General features: G+C 60.3%; 16 protein-coding genes. 12 read left to right on the top strand and 4 right to left on the bottom strand.

Annotated elements, in window-relative coordinates; genetic code table 11:
- Positions 1-142: 142 nt before the first annotated feature.
- A complete protein-coding gene (locus ACVVH8_RS17230) occupies positions 143-1,090 on the bottom strand; it encodes a SphA family protein (protein WP_103302416.1) in 948 nt (315 codons plus the stop codon).
- Positions 1,091-1,301: 211 nt separating this feature from the next.
- On the opposite strand from ACVVH8_RS17230, the gene ACVVH8_RS17225 reads away from it, so the two are divergent.
- From ACVVH8_RS17225 to ACVVH8_RS17175, 11 genes are all read left to right on the top strand, one after another.
- Entirely contained in the window at positions 1,302-2,342 is a 1,041-nt protein-coding gene (locus tag ACVVH8_RS17225) for an AraC family transcriptional regulator (protein ID WP_212809186.1), read from the top strand.
- 230 nt (positions 2,343-2,572) lie between these two features.
- On the top strand, positions 2,573-3,460 hold the full coding sequence (locus tag ACVVH8_RS17220) for a Dyp-type peroxidase (RefSeq protein WP_475225127.1): 888 nt from the start codon (positions 2,573-2,575) through the stop codon (positions 3,458-3,460).
- 24 nt (positions 3,461-3,484) lie between these two features.
- Complete coding sequence (locus ACVVH8_RS17215; protein WP_475225125.1) at positions 3,485-4,453, top strand: Gfo/Idh/MocA family protein; 969 nt, start codon at positions 3,485-3,487, stop codon at positions 4,451-4,453.
- Positions 4,454-4,675: 222 nt separating this feature from the next.
- The gene (locus ACVVH8_RS17210) at positions 4,676-5,428 is read left to right on the top strand and encodes a GntR family transcriptional regulator (RefSeq protein WP_475225123.1); all 753 of its coding nucleotides are present in this window, start codon (positions 4,676-4,678) and stop codon (positions 5,426-5,428) included.
- Positions 5,425-7,155, top strand: coding sequence for a fumarate reductase/succinate dehydrogenase flavoprotein subunit (locus tag ACVVH8_RS17205; RefSeq protein ID WP_475225120.1), 1,731 nt, complete (start codon positions 5,425-5,427; stop codon positions 7,153-7,155). The genes ACVVH8_RS17210 and ACVVH8_RS17205 overlap by 4 nt, the downstream gene beginning before the upstream one ends.
- A gap of 28 nt (positions 7,156-7,183) precedes the next feature.
- A complete protein-coding gene (locus ACVVH8_RS17200) occupies positions 7,184-7,429 on the top strand; it encodes a 4Fe-4S dicluster domain-containing protein (RefSeq protein WP_003225615.1) in 246 nt (81 codons plus the stop codon).
- Between the two features lie 234 nt (positions 7,430-7,663).
- Positions 7,664-9,067 (top strand): ABC transporter substrate-binding protein, encoded by a 1,404-nt coding sequence (locus ACVVH8_RS17195; protein ID WP_475225118.1) that lies wholly within the window; start codon positions 7,664-7,666, stop codon positions 9,065-9,067.
- A gap of 137 nt (positions 9,068-9,204) precedes the next feature.
- Positions 9,205-9,987 (top strand): ABC transporter permease, encoded by a 783-nt coding sequence (locus tag ACVVH8_RS17190; RefSeq protein ID WP_475225115.1) that lies wholly within the window; start codon positions 9,205-9,207, stop codon positions 9,985-9,987.
- Complete coding sequence (locus tag ACVVH8_RS17185) at positions 9,987-10,835, top strand: ABC transporter ATP-binding protein (protein ID WP_103302407.1); 849 nt, start codon at positions 9,987-9,989, stop codon at positions 10,833-10,835. Before ACVVH8_RS17190 ends, ACVVH8_RS17185 begins: the two co-directional genes overlap by 1 nt.
- The gene (locus ACVVH8_RS17180) at positions 10,832-11,794 is read left to right on the top strand and encodes a HEAT repeat domain-containing protein (protein WP_475225113.1); all 963 of its coding nucleotides are present in this window, start codon (positions 10,832-10,834) and stop codon (positions 11,792-11,794) included. The genes ACVVH8_RS17185 and ACVVH8_RS17180 overlap by 4 nt, the downstream gene beginning before the upstream one ends.
- The gene (locus ACVVH8_RS17175; protein ID WP_475225110.1) at positions 11,791-12,069 is read left to right on the top strand and encodes a DUF971 domain-containing protein; all 279 of its coding nucleotides are present in this window, start codon (positions 11,791-11,793) and stop codon (positions 12,067-12,069) included. The genes ACVVH8_RS17180 and ACVVH8_RS17175 overlap by 4 nt, the downstream gene beginning before the upstream one ends.
- Before the next feature lie 125 nt (positions 12,070-12,194).
- Here the strand turns inward: ACVVH8_RS17175 and ACVVH8_RS17170 are convergent, their stop codons facing one another.
- From ACVVH8_RS17170 to ACVVH8_RS17160, 3 genes are all read right to left on the bottom strand, one after another.
- The gene (locus ACVVH8_RS17170; RefSeq protein ID WP_475225108.1) at positions 12,195-13,853 is read right to left on the bottom strand and encodes a phosphoethanolamine transferase; all 1,659 of its coding nucleotides are present in this window, start codon (positions 13,851-13,853) and stop codon (positions 12,195-12,197) included.
- A 221-nt stretch (positions 13,854-14,074) separates the two neighbouring features.
- A complete protein-coding gene (locus tag ACVVH8_RS17165) occupies positions 14,075-14,812 on the bottom strand; it encodes a TorF family putative porin (protein ID WP_475225106.1) in 738 nt (245 codons plus the stop codon).
- Between the two features lie 186 nt (positions 14,813-14,998).
- The gene (locus ACVVH8_RS17160; RefSeq protein ID WP_475225103.1) at positions 14,999-16,741 is read right to left on the bottom strand and encodes an amidohydrolase; all 1,743 of its coding nucleotides are present in this window, start codon (positions 16,739-16,741) and stop codon (positions 14,999-15,001) included.
- A 103-nt stretch (positions 16,742-16,844) separates the two neighbouring features.
- Between ACVVH8_RS17160 and ACVVH8_RS17155 the strand changes: the two genes are divergently transcribed.
- A complete protein-coding gene (locus ACVVH8_RS17155) occupies positions 16,845-17,762 on the top strand; it encodes a LysR family transcriptional regulator (protein ID WP_475225101.1) in 918 nt (305 codons plus the stop codon).
- Positions 17,763-17,816: the final 54 nt, after the last annotated feature.

Genomic DNA, 17,816 nt, shown 5'->3' with positions numbered 1-17,816 from the left:
TTTTTCTGCTAAAAACTTCGGAACTGGCCACAACCCTTGTAGGAATGAGCCTGCTCGCGATAGCGGTGTGTCAGACAGCACATCAGTAACTGATACACCGCTATCGCGAGCAGGCTCACTCCCACGGGGGATTGCGGTGGGGTCAGAAAGCGTAAGGAATGCTGACTTTCGCCCACAACATTTCCCCTTCCGGCCGGTTCTCCACATCAAATTCCTTGGCCCAGCGAATCTCCGCACTGGCGTACTTGAGGAAGGTGAAGTGGAGCGCCGGACCAATCGCGAAGACCTTGCCACGCACGCCGTCATCGACGTCCTGCCCGGCAAACTGCACGGTGTGGCCGAACTGTTTGTCGTCGGTGGTCTGCTTGAGGTAGTAGCCGTTGATGCCGAGCATCAGATCGTCGGTGATCTTGTAGCTGGCGGAATAATCGAAGTGAAAGATCTGCCCCGATTTGTAATCGGTGTCCTTGTTCTTTTCGTTGAAGCTGTAAGTGGTCTTCATCGAGACTTCGGTCTTGTCCGTGGGCAGCCAAGTGAAGGAGAACAGCGGTTTGTAGGTGTAGAAATTGTTGCTGGTGTTGGCCAACCGATCGACGCTGTATTCGCCGGTCGGCACGGTGATTTCCACCGCTGCACCGAGGGTCAGGTTCTTGCCCATGTCCCACAGAATGATCGGCGCGATGGTGGTGTCGCCCATGCCTTCGCGGGTGTCGCTGAGGCCGAACACCGAGACTTCCTGCTTCAACCACGGCTGGGCAATGTAGCCGGCCAGACGTCCGCCGAATATCCGCACGGGGCTCAGATAATCTAGGCGTGGAATGACGGCGGTGGATTCGATCTCGACATTCGGCACTTTGCCGCCAAACGAGCTGATGTTGAGTTTTCGCGCCTTGTAATGGTTGTAGTAGAGGTTGAACGCGACCATGTTCTCCGGAAGGCTGTCGACTTCCAGCGGCAGCATGAAGAAGCCGTCGGTGCCGGTGCCGATGTTGTCGACGCCGGCTTCGGTGGCCAGCGCCGGCAGGGTCGCGGTGCCGGCCAGTAATGTCAGGGCCAGGCGGCAACGGTAAGTCGCGCGGTTCGGGTTCATATCCGTCCTCATTATTATTGTGATTGGGCGCAACGCCGGCACGCAGGACGCCCGGCACTATAGAAATAAGCGCTTGGCGCCCGACAGGGCAGGGTATTGGCGGACAGTTAGGGGGACTTCTGCGGACAGTGCGCCAACCCTGTGCTAACTTCTTTCGACATAACCGGTTACAAAAATAACAATCAAGCGTGCTCCGGAATGTCTCGCCCCCATGAACGTAAAAGTCCAAGACCCGACCTTTGAACTGGCGTTGGTATCGCCATTTCTCCTGCAAACCCTCGCCGAAGTCGCGCAGAACAAGGGCGTCGACCCCGAAAGCCTGTGCCGTGGGCTGGGTTTTACCCTCGAAGATTTGCAGGATCCGGCTCAGCGGATTTCCTATCGTCAGGCCGTGGCGATGATTCAGCGCGCGCTCAAGGTGCTGCCCAATCAGGGCCTGGGCCTGTGGGTCGGCGCGCAGAATGTACTGGGCACGCTGGGGCTGCTCGGCCACGTTTTGTCGCTGTGCAAGACCTTGCGCGATGCCTTTGCCCTGGGGATTCGCCATCAGCACACGTCGGGCGGAATTGTGGTGTCCAGCGTCGATGTGGTCGGTGAACAGGTCCATCTCGATGCCGAATGCCGCTTGCCGTTCGCCGATGTGCAGGTGTTCGCGGTCGAGGAGTTTTTCGCCAGTCTGCTGGTGTATGGCCGGGCGCTGGCGGGGGCCGATTTCCAGGCAATTGCCGTGGAGTTCATGCATGCCGCCCCGGATTACCTGAGCGAATATCACCGCCTGCTCGGGCCGCAGGTGCGCTTCGGTTGCCTGCACAATCGCATGTTGATCGACGTGCAATGGCTTGATGTGAATCTACCGAATCACCACTCGCTGGCGTTGCGTCAGGCAGTGGCGTTGCTGGAGCTGGAAGCGGCGCAGGTGCATCAGAAACTTGATCTGATTCAGGCAGTGGAGCGGGCGATTGCCCGGGACCTGAGCCGGGGCAGCCATATCGAAAAGATTGCCGGTGATCTGAACATGAGCAGCCGCACTTTGCGTCGGCGCCTGACCGAACATTCGCTGACTTTTGAAGCACTGCTGGAGCAAGTACGGCAGGCGCGGACGATGAGTCTGTTGGCCAATCCGGACATGCCCATCGAGCGGATTACCGAGGAGGTGGGCTACAGCGATGTGCGCAGTTTTCGCCGGGCGTTCAAGCGCTGGACGGGGATGAGCCCGAGTGCGTGGCGGGTTGAGAGCATCGCAACGGTTTAGATGAACCCTGTGGCGAGGGGATTTATCCCCGATGGGTTGCGAAGCGGCCCCAAAACCTCAATACGCGGTGAATCAGGCTGACCAGTGGTGGCTGAATTGGGGCCGCTGCGCAGCCCATCGGGGATAAATCCCCTCGCCACAAGGGAACTTCGTGCTTAGTACATCAGCGTTTCAACCCCACAAACCCTCCGGCCACAGGTAAACTCCCGCGCACTTTCCAAGGAGTTCACATGAGTTACTACCAGCCGGGCATTCTCGCCACCCCTGTTCCTGCGCAAGCACGTCATCTGTTTTTCGCCCTCGAATCGGTTGAAGCACTGCCGCAGGCGATCGACAACCTGATGAACCTGGTGGACGGCAAATCGGCAGTGGTCGGTTTCGGCGAGTCCCTGGCCAAAGCTCTTAACGTGGAAATCGACGGCCTGCGCAGCTTCCCGGCCATGACCGGCGTCGGCGTGGAAAACCCGTCGACCCAGCACGCGCTGTGGCTCTGGCTGCACGGCGTTGACCGTGGCGAGTTGCTCAACCGCTGCAATGCCTTCGAAGCCGCACTGGCGCCGGCACTGCGTCTGGCAGATGTGCAGGAAGCCTTCCGCCACAAGGACGGCCACGACCTGACTGGCTACGAGGACGGCACGGAAAACCCGCACGATGACGCAGCCATCGCCGCTGCATTGCTGGGTGAAGGCGCCGATGGCCTGGTCGGCAGCAGCTTCGCCGCGATCCAGCAATGGCAGCACGATCTCAAGGGTTTCCATAAGCTGTCCGCCGAAGACAAGGACAACATCATGGGCCGGCGCCTGAGCGACAACGAAGAGATCGACGACGCGCCGGTCTCCGCCCACGTCAAACGCACCGCGCAGGAAAGCTTTGCGCCGGAAGCGTTCGTCGTACGCCGCTCGATGCCGTGGATTGAAGGTGATCGCGCGGGCCTGATGTTCCTCGCGTTCGGTTTTTCGCTGGATGCGTTCGAAGCGCAGCTGCGCCGCATGAGCGGTCTGGAAGACGGCATCACCGACGGTCTGTATCGCATCAGCCGTCCGATCACCGGCGGCTATTACTGGTGCCCGCCACTCAAGGACGGGCATCTGGATCTGCGCGCTTTGCGCATCGGCTAAGGCCTTCAAATACAGGGAGTAGACATGAACGTGGTGCGTTGGGGCATGATCGGTTGCGGCAGCGTCGCTGAACGCAAAAGCGGACCGGCCTTCTACAAGGCCCCCGGTTCGGCGCTGGTGGCGGTGATGGGGCGACGCCTTGAAGCGGTGAGCGATTACGCCACGCGCCACGGCATCGCCCGGGTCTACACCGATGTCGATGCGCTGATCAACGACCCCGAGGTGGATGCGGTGTACATCGCCACGCCGCCCGACAGTCACCACGCCTATAGCCTCAAAGTCGCTGCCGCCGGCAAACATTGCTGTGTGGAAAAGCCCATGGCGCTCAACGCCGGGCAAAGCCGCGAGATGCAGCAGACGTTTGCCGACGCAGGCCTGCACCTGTTCGTTTCCTACTATCGCCGTTCGTTGCCGCGTTTTGCGCAGGTGCGTCAGTGGCTGGAGCTGGGGCGTATTGGTGACGTGCGGCATTTGAGCTGGACGCTGACCAAGGCGCCATCAGCAGCGGATCTGGAAGGTCGCGATAACTGGCGCACCGATCCGGCGGTGGCCGGCGGCGGTTACTTCGCGGATCTGGCCAGCCATGGTTTTGATCTGTTCCAGTATCTGCTTGGCGACATTGTTGAAGTCGCCGGATTCACCGCACGGCAAGCCGGGTTGTATGCGGCTGAGGACGCCGTCAGCGCCAGTTGGCGGTTTGCTTCAGGGGCGCTGGGCATGGGCTGCTGGAGCTTTGTCGCGGATCGGCGCGAGGATCGGGTCGAGATCATTGGCAGCCTCGGGCGGATCAGTTTTTCCGTATTCGATGAGCACCCGGTCCAGCTATTTGCCGACGAACAGATCAGTCTGGAAATCCCCCATCACGAACACATTCAGTGGCATCACGTGCTCGGCATGAACGCGCACATCCGTGGCGACTCGCAACACCCGGCCATGGCCGCACAAGCGCTCAAGACTGACTGGGTCATGGACCAGATCCTCAAGCGCCACTGACCACCAGTCTTACACCATCCCCCTGTGGGAGCTGGCTTGCCAGCGATAGCGGTGCTTCAGATAGCCAATCCGTTGGCTGACAGGACGCCATCGCTGGCAAGCCAGCTCCCACAGGTGACAGCGTGTGCCATGCATCTAAGGTTATGCCCATTCGGTATTTCTCAACCTTGTCATAACAACTCTAAGATCACGTCATAACTCGTTATAACAAGTGATCCTGTGATGACCGATAACGTTCTATCTCTTTCCAGCGTGCCGCTGCACACCCAACTGCGCGATGTCCTCCGTGCGCGCATTCTCGACGGCGAATACCCGCAAGACAGCCAGATGCCTTCTGAAAGCGAACTCGGTGCGCTGTTCAAAGTCAGCCGCATCACCGTGCGCCAGGCCTTGGGCGATCTGCAGAAGGAAGGGCTGATCTTCAAGATTCACGGCAAAGGTACCTTCGTCGCCAAACCGAAAACCTTTCAGAACGTCAGCAGCCTGCAAGGCCTCGCCGAGTCCATGACCGGGCGCGGTTATGAGGTGATCAACCGCCTGCGCAGTTTCAAATTCATCCCGGCCGACAAACGCGTCGCCGAGCGTTTGCAAGTCGCAGAAGGCGAGTCCGTCGCGCAGATCAAACGCGTACGGCTGATCAACCGCGAGCCGATCTCGCTGGAAATCACCTACCTGCCCAAAGCCATCGGCGAACGGCTGGAGAAGGCTGATCTGGTCACCCGCGACATCTTCCTGATTCTCGAAAACGACTGCGGCATCGCCCTCGGCCACGCCGATCTGGCCATCGACGCGGTGCTCGCTGACAGCGATCTGACCCAGGCCCTCAACGTCGAGGCCGGCTCGCCAATCATGCGCATCGAACGCCTGACCCACGACGCCGACGGCCAGCCGCTGGACTTCGAGCACCTTTACTACCGTGGCGATGCGTTCCAGTACCGCCTGCGGATCGACCGGCAAAAAGGGGAGCAGGCATGACCCGCAACGTTCTCGAACAGGAATACGACATCGTCGTCATCGGCGGTGGCACCGCAGGCCCGATGGCCGCCATCAAGGCCAAGGAAAAAAACAAGGATTTGCGTGTGTTGCTGGTCGACAAGGCCAACGTCAAGCGCAGCGGCGCGATCAGCATGGGCATGGACGGCCTGAACAACGCGATCATCCCCGGCCATTCGACGCCAGAGCAGTACACCAAGGAAATCACCATCGCCAACGACGGCATCGTCAATCAGGCGGCGGTGTACGCCTACGCGACGCACAGTTTCGAAACCATCGAGCAGCTCGACCGCTGGGGCGTGAAGTTCGAGAAGGACGAAACCGGCGATTACGCGGTGAAAAAAGTCCATCACATGGGTGCTTATGTGCTGCCGATGCCGGAAGGGCACGACATCAAGAAGGTCCTTTATCGCCAGCTGAAACGCGCACGGGTGAGCATCACCAATCGCCTGGTGTGCACGCGTTTGCTGACCGACGAGGAGGGCGCCGTCAATGGCGTGATGGGCTTCGATTGCCGCACCGCCGACTTCCATGTGATCAAGGCCAAAGCAGTGATCCTCGCGTGCGGCGCCGCCGGGCGTCTCGGCTTGCCTTCATCGGGTTACCTGATGGGCACCTACGAAAACCCGACCAACGCCGGCGATGGTTACGCGATGGCCTATCACGCTGGAGCCGAACTGGCCAACCTCGAGTGCTTCCAGATCAACCCGCTGATCAAGGATTACAACGGCCCGGCCTGCGCTTATGTCACCGGCCCGCTGGGTGGCTACACCGCCAATAACAAGGGCGAACGCTTCATCGAGTGCGATTACTGGAGCGGGCAGATGATGTGGGAGTTTCACCAGGAACTGGAGAGCGGCAACGGCCCGGTGTTCCTCAAGCTCGATCACCTGGCGGAAGAAACCATCCAGAACATCGAGGAAATCCTGCACAGCAACGAGCGTCCAAGTCGCGGCCAGTTCCACGCCAATCGCGGCACTGACTACCGTACGCAGATGGTCGAGATGCACATCTCCGAAATCGGCTTTTGCAGCGGCCATTCGGCGTCGGGCGTGTGGGTCAACGAACGGGCCGAGACGTCGGTGAAAGGCTTGTACTCGGCCGGTGACATGGCCGCGGTGCCGCACAACTACATGCTCGGTGCGTTCACCTACGGCTGGTTCGCCGGGCACAACGCGGCGGATTTCGTCGCCGGTCGCGAGTTTTCGGCGCTGGATACCGAGCAGATCGAGAAAGAGAAAGCCCGAGTTTACGCGCCACTGGATCGCGAACACGGTCTGCCGCCGGCACAGGTCGAATACAAGCTGCGACGCTTCGTCAACGATTACCTGCAACCGCCGAAAGTGACCAAGAAGATGCAGATTGGTCTGCAACGCTTCAGCGATATCGAGCGCGATCTCGAGCAGATGAAGGCCAACAACGCCCATGAACTGATGCGCGCGATGGAAACCAGCGTGATCCGCGACTGCGCCGAAATGGCCGCGCGCGCCTCGTTGTTCCGCGCCGAAAGCCGTTGGGGCCTGTACCACTATCGCGTCGATCACCCGCAGCGCAACGACAGTGAATGGTTCTGCCATTGCCATCTGAAGAAGGGCGAGGACGGGCAGATGACCAGCTTCAAGAAAGCCGTCGAGCCCTACATCATCCCCCTCGATGCTGAAGAAATGCAGGCTTACGACCGCTTGCGGGTGGGCGCTTTTGCCGCTTGATACATCAATACATCAAAGAGTCCGAACCATGGCCTATCAAGCTCAGGAAATCTTCTTCCGCTCCAACGCCCCCGTCACCGTGGACGAGGACAAATGCATCGCTGAAAAAGGCTGCACCGTGTGCGTGGATGTCTGCCCGATGGACTTGCTGGCGATCAACCCGGCCACGCAAAAGGCCTATATGGCGTTCGATGAATGCTGGTACTGCATGCCGTGCGAAAAGGATTGCCCGACCGGGGCCGTGAAAGTCGACATTCCTTATTTATTGCGTTGACTGATAGGGCCTCATCGCTGGCAAGCCAGCTCCCACAGGGATTTTTGTTCGGACATAGATCTTGCAAACACCCGAAAACCCTGTGGGAGCTGGCTTGCCAGCGATGAGGCCGGCCCAGACAACAATAGCCATCCGGAAACACCGGACGCTGGATTCAAGACACCCCTCGTTTCCCACCGCGCCCTGATCGCGGCGGAGACGAACATCCAATAAATGATTCGAGGGGAAACAACCATGTTGCGTGCAGCAATCGCCGGTCTGGTACTGGCTTCGTTCACCTTGTCGGCCTCGGCCGAAACCATCCGCATTGCCATCGGCACCCAGGACACCACCATCAACTGCGCCGCCGGCGGCTTGTTGATTCGTGAGCTCGGTCTGCTCGACAAATACCTGCCTCACGACGGCGCCTATAAAGACGCCAAATACGACGTGCAGTGGAAGAACTTCACCAGCGGCGCACCGCTGACCAACGAGATGGTCGCCGGCAAACTCGACTTCGGCGCCATGGCCGATTTCCCCGGTGCGTTCAACGGTGTCGCGTTCGAAACCGCCGGCAAACACAGCCTGTTCATCAGCGTGCTGTCGGGCAGTATCAAGGGCAGCGGCAACGGCATCGTCGTGCCGAGCGCGTCCGGCGTGCAGTCGCTGAGCGAACTCAAGGGCAAGACCATTTCCGTGCCATTCGCCTCGACCGCCCACGGCATGTTGTTGCGCGCGGTGGCGGAGCAGGGCTGGGATCCGCTCAAGGATGTGAACATCATCGCTCAGCCGCCGGAAGTTGCCGGCTCCGCGTTGCAAGCCGGCAAGATCGACGCCCACGCTGATTTTGTGCCGTTCGCCGAGCTGTTCCCCAGCCGTGGTTTCGCTCGCAAGATTTACGACGGCGCCCAGGCCAATGCGCCGACTTTCCACGGCGCATTGGTGGATCAGGCCTACGCGAAACAGTACCCGGAGATCGTCGTCGCTTACCTGCGTGCGAGCATTGAGGCCAATCAACTGCTCGCGGCTGAACCTGAAAAGTACAGCGAGCTGATCGCCAAAGTCACCGGCGTCGATGCCGAGGTCAATTACCTGTTCCACGGCCCGCTCGGCGTGCAGACCCGCGACCTGAGCTGGAAGCCCGAATATCGCCAGGCTGTCGGAACCGCCATTGAAACGTTGAAGTTGCTGAAGAAGGCCGATCGTGGCCTCGATCTCAACACCTTCATCGACGACCAATACATCCGGGCGGCGTTCAAGGCGTCGAATCTGGATTACACCGCGCAACTGGCCAACTACACGCAGACGCCGCTGAAGGCCATGGATGCGGCGAGCGGTAAAGCGATCACCGACTTCAGCCACGTCGCCGAAATCTGGGTGCGCGGTGAGGACAAGGTGCGCCAATACGCCTCCGCCGAATCAGCGTTCACCGCGCTCGCTGCACTGAAGCAGGAAGGCAAAAACATCCGCGCGGTGTATGCGCAGGCCAGCGACAGCGGGATCAAATTGCTCGCCGATCAGGCGTGGTTTGCCAGTGATGCCAAGGGTCGCTTGAGTGCATTTCTGCTCAAGGGCCAGGCGCAGCAATATGCGGCGACGCAGGGTGGCAAGGTTTTCGACTTTACCGATGCCACGACCCAAGCCGTTGCCATCCGCTAACCCCAATAACACCGCGTTCCCCTGTAGGAGTGAGCCTGCTCGCGATAACGGTGTGTCAGACAACACAGCAACAACTGACATACCGCTATCGCGAGCAGGCTCACTCCTACAGGGATTTGGGTTTAAGAGGAATTACTGTGTACCGATCCTATTTGCGCTGGGTTCCGAGGGCCGCCTCACTGCTGCTCTGCCTGCTGTTCTGGCAACTCGCCGCCAGCCACCACTGGAACCTCGGCCTCGTCACCTTTGCCAACGTGCCAACGCCGCTGGCCGTGCTCGAAGCCGCACTTGGCCTCGGCGATTCCGGCAAGCTCCTGCAACACCTGACCGCCAGCCTTAGCCGCGTCTTCGCCGGTTACCTCGCCGCATTGCTCATCGGCATCGCCCTTGGCCTGGCCATCGGCCGCTCGAAATGGGCCGAAGACTTGTTACTGCCGCCGCTCGAAGTCCTGCGCCCGATCCCCGCCGTGGCATGGATTCCACTGGCCATCCTGATGTTCCCATCCTCCGAGCTATCGATGGTCTTCATCACCTTCACCGGCGCCCTGTTCCCGATTCTGCTCAACACCGTGCACGGCGTCGAAGGCGTCGATCCGCGCCTGATCGCCTCAGCGAAAAGCCTTGGAGCAAGGCGCCAGGCGATCCTGCTGGAAGTGATCCTGCCCGGCGCTGCCCCAAGCATCATCACCGGCCTCGCCATCGGCATGGGCACGTCGTGGTTCTGCCTGGTGACAGCGGAAATGATCTCCGGCCAGTTCGGCATCGGCTACTACACCTGGGAGTCCTACACTATTCAGAACTACGCCGATATCGTCGTCGGCATGCTCTTGATTGGCGTATTGGGCATGGGCAGCAGTCTGCTGATCAAACGCCTCGGCGGGTTGTTCACGCCCTGGCATCGACCGCGAGGAAAAACCTGATGAGCGTGATGCAAACCCCGGAAGGGCGGATCGATATTCGCCAACTGTCGATTGTCCTTGGCGAAGGCCGAGAAGCGTTCGAAGCGGTTCAGGGGCTCGATTGCCAAATCGAACCCGGCCAGTTCGTGTGCATTCTCGGCCCGTCCGGTTGCGGCAAATCGACCTTGCTCGGCGCGCTGGCCGGGCATCTAAGCGCTCATGCCGGCAGCCTGAAAGTCGATGGCGGCGAAGTGTCCGGGCCGTCGCCGCAGCGCGGCATGGTGTTCCAGCATCACACGCTGTTCCCGTGGCGCACGGTGCGCGACAACGTCGCCTTCGGTTTGAAAATGCGTGGCATCGGCAAGGCTGAGCGCCATCGCGCGGCGGACGAAATTCTCAACCTGGTCGGCCTCGACGGCTTTGCCGAACGCTGGCCCGATCAACTCTCCGGCGGCATGCAGCAACGCGTCGAGATTGCCCGAGTGCTGGTCAACCGCCCGCGCCTGTTGCTGATGGACGAGCCGTTCGGCGCACTGGATGCACTGACCCGTTTGAATATGCAGGAACTGCTACTGGACATCTGGACGCGCATCCGCACCACCGTGGTCTTCGTTACCCACGACATCGACGAAGCGCTGTTTCTCGCCGACCGCTTGCTGGTGATGAGCGCACGGCCGGGGCGCATCATCGAAGACTTGCGTCTCGACTTCGCCCGGCCACGCACCAGCGAACTGGTCACCAGCCCCGAGTTCTCCCGACTCAAGCGCCACTGCCTCGACCTGCTGCGTCACGACGACAACCGACCGCTGCCGCGCCTCAATCCGCTCGGCCTGCCTCCCGAAAACCCTTTGCCGCGATTTGCCTTATGACCTCTATTTTTGCTGTGACCGTTAACGAAGACATCCTCGCCCTGCAACCGCGCCTGACCGCCGACGACGCCGCTGTGCGGCGCATTGCCCTGATTGATCTGGCGGATCTGGAGGAGCCGGATGGCTTGCTCTGGCTGGTCGATCGCCTCGCTCAGGATCCCGCCGAAGAAGTCCGCGCTGAAGCCGCGCGGTTGCTGGAGGCCTGGGAAGATCAGCCTGTTGTGCAAGCCTTGTGCGAAGCGTTGACCGACCCGTCGCCTGCCGTGCAAGCCGCCGCAGCCCAAAGTTTGAGCCTGCTCAAGACCGAGGCGGCGGGGCGGGTGATTCTGCCGTGGACCGATCATGCCGACGTCAGCGTACGCATCGCCGCGTTCCGCGCCCTGCGTGAATTGCGTTTCGCCGATGCCGCGCCGGCAGCTCTCGCGGCACTTAATGATGCCGACGCCAATGTGCGCCGCGAAGCCGTCGGCGTACTTGGCTGGCTCAAGCAACTCGATGCATTACCGGCATTGGCACGACTGGCCAGCGACGATCCGGACACCGAAGTCCGCCGCGCTGCCACCGGTGCCCTTGGTCTGGCCTCTGGTGCTGAAGTCCTTCCGGCCCTGCGTCAGGCCTTGCAGGACGACGCCTGGCAGGTGCGCGAAGAAGCTGCGACGACTTTGGGCAAGGTCGGCCACAGCGACGCCGGCCCGGCACTGGTCGACGCCTTGGGTGACGATTATTGGCAAGTGCGTTTACGCGCCACTCGCAGCCTCGGCCGCTTGCGTTTCGCTCCGGCGCTGGACGCGCTGATCGAAACCCTCGGCCATCGCATCAGCAACCTGCGCAAGGAAGCCGCACTGGCCTTGGGTGAACTGAATGATCGCGGCGCCGTGGCCGCATTGCAGGCGGCGCAGGATGATGGCGACCCGGAAGTGCGCAAAGCGGTGCGCATTGCCTTGAGTCAGTTGCAATGAACCCGCTGTCAGTGGGGAACTCGCAGAGCCAGCAGACGCTGCGGTTGAGCTGGCCGGACGGCCGCGAACAGCATCTCAACCACGCCGAATTGCGCCGCCAGTGCCCGTGCTCGCAATGCCGCGCGTTTCGCCTCAAAGGCATGGTGCCGCTGGTCGATGACCGTGTGCGCCTGATCGAACTCAATCCCCAGGGCTACGGAGTGCAACTGGTGTTCAGCGACGGCCACCAACGCGGGATCTATCCGTGGGCCTACCTCGCAAACCTCACCCCCTGAGAACACTGAAGATCCCTGTGGGAGCTGGCTTGCCAGCGATGAGGTCGGCACATCCGGCATCTGTAGTGACTGACAAACCGCCATCGCTGGCAAGCCAGCTCCCACAGGGATCTTCAGTGCCTGAACTATTGCGCAGCCGTCATGGAAGGCCGGCATCCGTGGAATATGTCCAGCCCCGGCTGATACAGCGAAGTCTTGACTTCAAACAGACCCAACACCGAATGAAACAGGTTGTCATGGCTCAAATCAGCCTGCCCGGTCTTGCCTTGCAGGCAACCGCGGTCAATGCCTTCGTGGGCCAGGGTGTTGTCGCCAAACCACATCACCATCGGCACATGGGTCTGTGCCTCCGGTGCGAGCGCATACGGCGCCGCGTGCAGGTACAAGCCGTTCTCGCCCAGCGACTCGCCATGATCGGAGACATAGATCATCGATGTATCGAGGGTCTGCTGATTGCGCTTGAGCAGCTCAATCACCTTGGCGAGGAAATGGTCGGTGTACAAAATCGTGTTGTCGTACACGTTGACCAGTTCATCGCGGCTGCAACTGCCCAACTGGTTGGTGTGGCAGATCGGTTTGAAACGCTCCATGTCTTTCGGATAGCGCTCGTAATACTCGGGGCCGTGGCTGCCATCGGCGTGCAGGACGATGATCGCGTGGCCCTTGAGGCTGTCGATGTAGCTTTGCAGATCCGCCAGCAAGGCCTCATCCAGGCAGTTTTTGCCGTCGCAGAACGGTCCCGGCTGGTTCTTTGAAATATCGCGATTGGGCACGCGCAGGCAGGTGCCTTTGCAATCGCTGTTGTTGTCCAGCCACAGCACTTGCACGCCGACCCGTTGCAGGATATCCAGCAGGCCCTCGTAGGTTTTGCCTTTCTTGTCGCTGTAATCCTCACGCGGGAACATCGAAAACATGCACGGCACCGACACCGCGGTGGACGTGCCGCAGGAATGCACTTGGGTGAAGTTGAGGATGTCCAGCTTGCTCAGCTCGGGGTTGGTCTCGCGCTCGTAACCGTTCAGGGAAAAATGATCGGCGCGGGCGGTTTCGCCGACCACGAAGACCATCAGCGATTTCCTCTCGCGGCTGGCAGCCTTGGCGCTCATCACCGCGTCTTCGCCGATGGCCTGCACCACGAAGTGTTTTTTGATCCCCAGACGCTGCTTGGTGTATTTGCTGATCGCGTAGATGTAGTTGGTCGGGTTGATGAAGTGAGTGAGCTTGTCTTCTTCACGAAAGATCGGCGCATAGGTCGAATAGAACGCACCCACCGAGACGGCGATGACCAGTACGCAGGCGACGATCACCAGTATCTTGTTGAGCAAACCGCGAAAGAACGGCCGGTAACTCACCGGCCAACGCCAGATCAACGCCGCCGGCAGCACGCCGAGCAGCAGCACATAGGTCAGCAGTTTGCCGTTGAACAGTGCAGTGGCTTCGGCGGGATTGGTTTCGAAGACGTTCTGGATCATCACCGTGTCGATGGTGATTCCGTATTCGTTCATGAAATACGCGGCGCAGGCCGAGAGCAGGGCGACCACCGTGAGCACCGGTTTCAGCGTCCAGCGAAACGACACCAGGGTCAGCAGCAGGGTGATGGCCGCCCACAGGAACACCCCGAAAGAGGCGAAGAACGCCAGTTTGTGCGCGCCCTGCAGGGTAATCAGCGTGCCCAGCGCCTTCCAGGTCGCCAGGTTGTACAACGCCACCAGCGCCAGGGAAAACAGCAGCACCAGTCGGGTAGGAGTGATGGACGGTAAACGCAGTCCGTTGCCCAAAGCCATGTCAAACATTCCTCTACATGAATAGAAAACCCACGCGGTTGCGCGGGTAACTGTAGAAGAACATTAGTAAAAAATTCGTAAACATCCCGTAACAAACGCCGAAAGCACAGCGAAACCCTGTAGGCGTGAGCCTGCTCGCGATAGCGGTGTGTCAGGTGTCGATGTGTTATCTGACACAGTGCTATCGCGAGCAGGCTCACTCCTACAGGTGATTTCGCTGGTCAGAAGGATTTGCCGACGCTGGCGACGACGGTGGCCGTGCACACATCCTTGAAGCCCCAATTACTCAGGCATTGCGCCTGCGACAGATCGGTGTCGATATAGCTCAAGCCCAGTACCACACCGGCCAGATTGTGAGTGACTTTGACTTCCCATTCCCGGTACGACTCTTCGCCATGCCCCGACGCGGAGTACAGGTGCGGGTCCTTGAAGTCCATATTGCCGTAACGCAATTTCAGGCCTGAATCGAACGGCAGCCCGGTTTCATAACTGACATAGCTGTAAAGCGAACTCTGCTTGCTGTCGATCCCCGGCGCATCGCTGGAGTAATACGCCGCCACTTTCACCCCGTAAGCGCCGAAAATCCCGTAGACCTCACTCTGATTGAACTGACTTTCCTTGGGATAGGCGTACTTGAGATAGCCCAGATCGAGGCTGACATCTTCGGTGGCCTGCCAAAGCCAGCCGGCGTAGTAATCGACCTCTTGGCGGGTTTTCAGACCGCCGCCGAAATCGACGTTCGAACTCCAGGCGCCGAGGTACAAGCCACTGCTGTGGGCGAGGGTCAGACCGGCCTGAAGCGCCGGGTCATTCTGGGTCTGCGAGATACCGCGAGTGCGATAGTCGCTGGCCAGGGTCAGATCCACCAGCACGGCGAAGTCGTCGTTCAAGGGGATCGCAAAGCTGCTCAAGGGCAGCACGCTCAAGAAACTCAGGGCGAACAGAGGCAAGGCTTTCATGTGAAGTCCCGATGTTGTGATTTTTATTGGGCAGTACGAAAACTGTAGGGGGAATGCAATCTCAGCCACCCTCACAGACCTTGTGGGAGCGAGCCTGCTCGCGAAAGCGGTGGTTCATTCAGCGTTGATGGTGACTGACACACCGCTATCGCGAGCAGGCTCACTCCTACAGGGGGATTTTTGGTGTTATTGGGCGGAGGTGTAGACCTGACGGCCGCCGAACCAGGTTTGCAAAACCTGGGTGTCATGCAGGGCTTTGGCGTCGACGCTGAACACATCGCGGTCGAGCACGATGAAGTCGGCCTGTTTGCCCGGTGTCAGCGAACCGATCTGCTGGTCCAGGCCAATGGTGCGCGCCGCGTTGGCGGTGTAGGCGTAGAACATGGTTTCGCGGTCCAGACGCTCGTCGGCGTTGAGCACGCCCAGCGGGCCCACGCGGGTGATCGCCTGGGCCATGGCGTTGAACGGGTTCGGCGACGACACCGGCCAGTCACTGGCGCCGGCAATCGTCGCGCCCTGTTTCAGCAGCGAATGCGCCGGGTATTGATAGCGAAAGGCGAGGGCGCTGACGTAGGGCTTGATCATGTCGGTGGTGTAATCGTCGGCGCTGGCCCAGAGCAATTGCATCGAGGCGATCACGTTCAGCGGCTTGAAGCGGGCGAACTCTTTTGGATTGACCATTTGCAGGTGGGTGATCGAGTGCGTCACGCCACTCTGGCGATCCTTGCGCGCCTGGGCGATGCCGTTCAGCGATTCGCGCACCGCGCGGTCGCCGATGGCATGAATGTGCACCAGCCAGTCGCGCTGGTCGATGGCGCTGACCAGTTCGCCGAAGTGCTGCGGGTCGATCAGCAACTCGCCCTGTTTGTGCGAGTTGCTGTAGGGATCGATCATCGCTGCGCTTTGCGCCGGGTATTCGATCACGCCGTCGGCGAAGATCTTGATGCCGGGCAGGGTCAGGTTGGGGATGCCCTGGAATTGCTGGCGCACCTTGTCCAGCGTATCGAGGTCGGCCGGCACGCTTTTTGGATTGGCCACTAACAATGCGGCGACGTGGACGCTCATGTCGCCGCTTTCCGACAAGGCCTTATAGGCCGGCAGCACGCCGACGGTTTTCTCGGTGGGCTTGAGGGCGAAAACCGCTTCGCCCGGTGCGGCGTTGGCGGCGGGGTCCATCCACGCCGTGATGCCGAGGCTGTTATTGAAACGTACGGCGGACTGTGCGGCTTTGAGCATGTCGGCGGCACTCGGCACCGGCATTTTCGAGGCGACCCGATCCCAACCGGCATCGACTACAAAGCCGTTGGGTTCGCCGCTGGCCAGTTTGCCGATGGTGTCTTTTTCCGCGTCGGGCAGGGTTTTCAGCATTGCGGCGTCGATGCCGGCGCGCTTGAGCATGACGTTGTTGGCCCACGCGGTGTGGTGGTCACTGCCAATGAACACCACCGGCACGTTGGCCCATTCGCCACTGTTGAAGGTTTTGCCCAAGGCTTCGGCTTGTGCCCAGTACTTCGAACTCATGCCCGCGATGCTCAAGACATCGCCGTGTCTGGCCGTACCGTCGTCACGCCAGGTGCGCAGGTTGTTTTCCAGCTCATCGAGGGCGACGACTTCGTCTTCCATGTTCGCCGAGACCATTTCCAGTCCACCGAAAATCGCGTGGGAATGGCTGTCGATCAGGCCGGGCATCAGTGCTTTGCCTTTGAGGTCGATCACTTGGGTACCGGGTTCGATCAGCGCTTTGATCTGCGCATCGCTGCCGACTTTCAGCACCTTGCCATTCTCTACGGCCAGTGCCTGAACCTTGGGTTGAGCGCGATCAGCGGTGAAAATCTTGCCGTTGAGCAGCACCAGATCGGCAGCGGCCATGGCTTCCATCGAGGCAAAACTTACGGCGGCAGCCAGCAGGCTCGGGATGAATCTTTTCATTGAAGATTTCCTTGTTATTGCGTCTGATGGCCAGATTAGTGGCTGGCAACGGCCAACAGAACGCCTCCCTCACGAAAAACGTTTTTGCCTGAATGGAAAAAGCATGGACAAGTTGGGTGCATTGAAAATGTTCGTGGTCACGGCGCAACTCGGTAGTTTCAGTCGCGCCGCCGAGCAACTCGGCAAGACCCCGTCGGCCCTGACCAAAGCGGTCAATCACCTCGAAACGGAACTCGGCGCGCGGCTGTTCGAACGCAGCACGCGGCGGATTTTGCTGACCGAGATCGGCCGGGTGTATCTGGAAACCGCACGGTTGGTGTTGCAGCGGCTGGAGGAGGCCGGCGAGGAAATCGAACAGCTGCAACATGGTTTGCGCGGCAGCTTGAAAATCACTGCGCCGCTGGCGTATGGACGGGCGTTTCTCGATCAGGTGTGCGACGGTTTCTTGCAGCAATATCCGCAGATCAGCCTGCAAGTGGATCTGTGCGACGCGTTCGTCAATCTGCTCGAAAGCGGTTATGACCTGGCCTTGCGCGAAGGCCATGATGACCTGCCGGGGCTGATTGCGCGGGTGGTCGGCAGCAATCGCCTGGCCCTTTGCGGCAGCCCGGAATATCTGGCGCGCAAGGGTTTGCCGGTGAACCCGCAAACCCTCGATCAGCATGAATGGCTGCTGTACCGGCATCCGTTGCTCAGCCGTGAATTCTGGTGGGCCGAGCGCGATGGCCAGCGCTTGAGCCTGGCACAACCTGCAACACCGTTATTACGCAGTGACAATTACGACCTGTTGCTGGCCAGCGCCCTGGCCGGGCGCGGTTTGCTGCACACGCCGCTGTGGAGCGCCGCGCCGTACATTGCCGACGGGCGTCTGGTGCGGGTCATGGCCGACTACGACATCGACCCGGATACCTTCGGCCCGCACATTCTGGCGGTGTACCCGAGCCATCGGCGGGCCACGGCGAAAGTCGTGGCGTTCATCGATTACATCGGCGCATTCCTCGCCGAACGCGGCCTCAACTGACACCCAGTCCTTGATCGTTCCTACGCTCTGCGTGGGAATGCCTCTGGGGACGCT

Source organism: Pseudomonas trutticola BRTCR10, from assembly GCF_056155105.1.
Note: the sequence above shows the minus strand (reverse complement) of the source record. Positions and strands in the feature narration are given on the sequence as shown.

Bases quoted from the DNA above. Each gene is read 5' to 3' on its own strand.
- ACVVH8_RS17210 (WP_475225123.1), top strand. From the start codon at position 4,676: ATGACCGATAACGTTCTATCTCTTTCCAGCGTGCCGCTGCACACCCAA.
- ACVVH8_RS17225 (WP_212809186.1), top strand. From the start codon at position 1,302: ATGAACGTAAAAGTCCAAGACCCGACCTTTGAACTGGCGTTGGTATCG.
- ACVVH8_RS17165 (WP_475225106.1), bottom strand. From the start codon at position 14,812: ATGAAAGCCTTGCCTCTGTTCGCCCTGAGTTTCTTGAGCGTGCTGCCC.
- ACVVH8_RS17220 (WP_475225127.1), top strand. From the start codon at position 2,573: ATGAGTTACTACCAGCCGGGCATTCTCGCCACCCCTGTTCCTGCGCAA.
- ACVVH8_RS17185 (WP_103302407.1), top strand. From the start codon at position 9,987: ATGAGCGTGATGCAAACCCCGGAAGGGCGGATCGATATTCGCCAACTG.
- ACVVH8_RS17205 (WP_475225120.1), top strand. From the start codon at position 5,425: ATGACCCGCAACGTTCTCGAACAGGAATACGACATCGTCGTCATCGGC.
- ACVVH8_RS17230 (WP_103302416.1), bottom strand. From the start codon at position 1,090: ATGAACCCGAACCGCGCGACTTACCGTTGCCGCCTGGCCCTGACATTA.
- ACVVH8_RS17215 (WP_475225125.1), top strand. From the start codon at position 3,485: ATGAACGTGGTGCGTTGGGGCATGATCGGTTGCGGCAGCGTCGCTGAA.
- ACVVH8_RS17195 (WP_475225118.1), top strand. From the start codon at position 7,664: ATGTTGCGTGCAGCAATCGCCGGTCTGGTACTGGCTTCGTTCACCTTG.
- ACVVH8_RS17155 (WP_475225101.1), top strand. From the start codon at position 16,845: ATGGACAAGTTGGGTGCATTGAAAATGTTCGTGGTCACGGCGCAACTC.
- ACVVH8_RS17160 (WP_475225103.1), bottom strand. From the start codon at position 16,741: ATGAAAAGATTCATCCCGAGCCTGCTGGCTGCCGCCGTAAGTTTTGCC.
- ACVVH8_RS17180 (WP_475225113.1), top strand. From the start codon at position 10,832: ATGACCTCTATTTTTGCTGTGACCGTTAACGAAGACATCCTCGCCCTG.
- ACVVH8_RS17175 (WP_475225110.1), top strand. From the start codon at position 11,791: ATGAACCCGCTGTCAGTGGGGAACTCGCAGAGCCAGCAGACGCTGCGG.
- ACVVH8_RS17200 (WP_003225615.1), top strand. From the start codon at position 7,184: ATGGCCTATCAAGCTCAGGAAATCTTCTTCCGCTCCAACGCCCCCGTC.
- ACVVH8_RS17170 (WP_475225108.1), bottom strand. From the start codon at position 13,853: ATGGCTTTGGGCAACGGACTGCGTTTACCGTCCATCACTCCTACCCGA.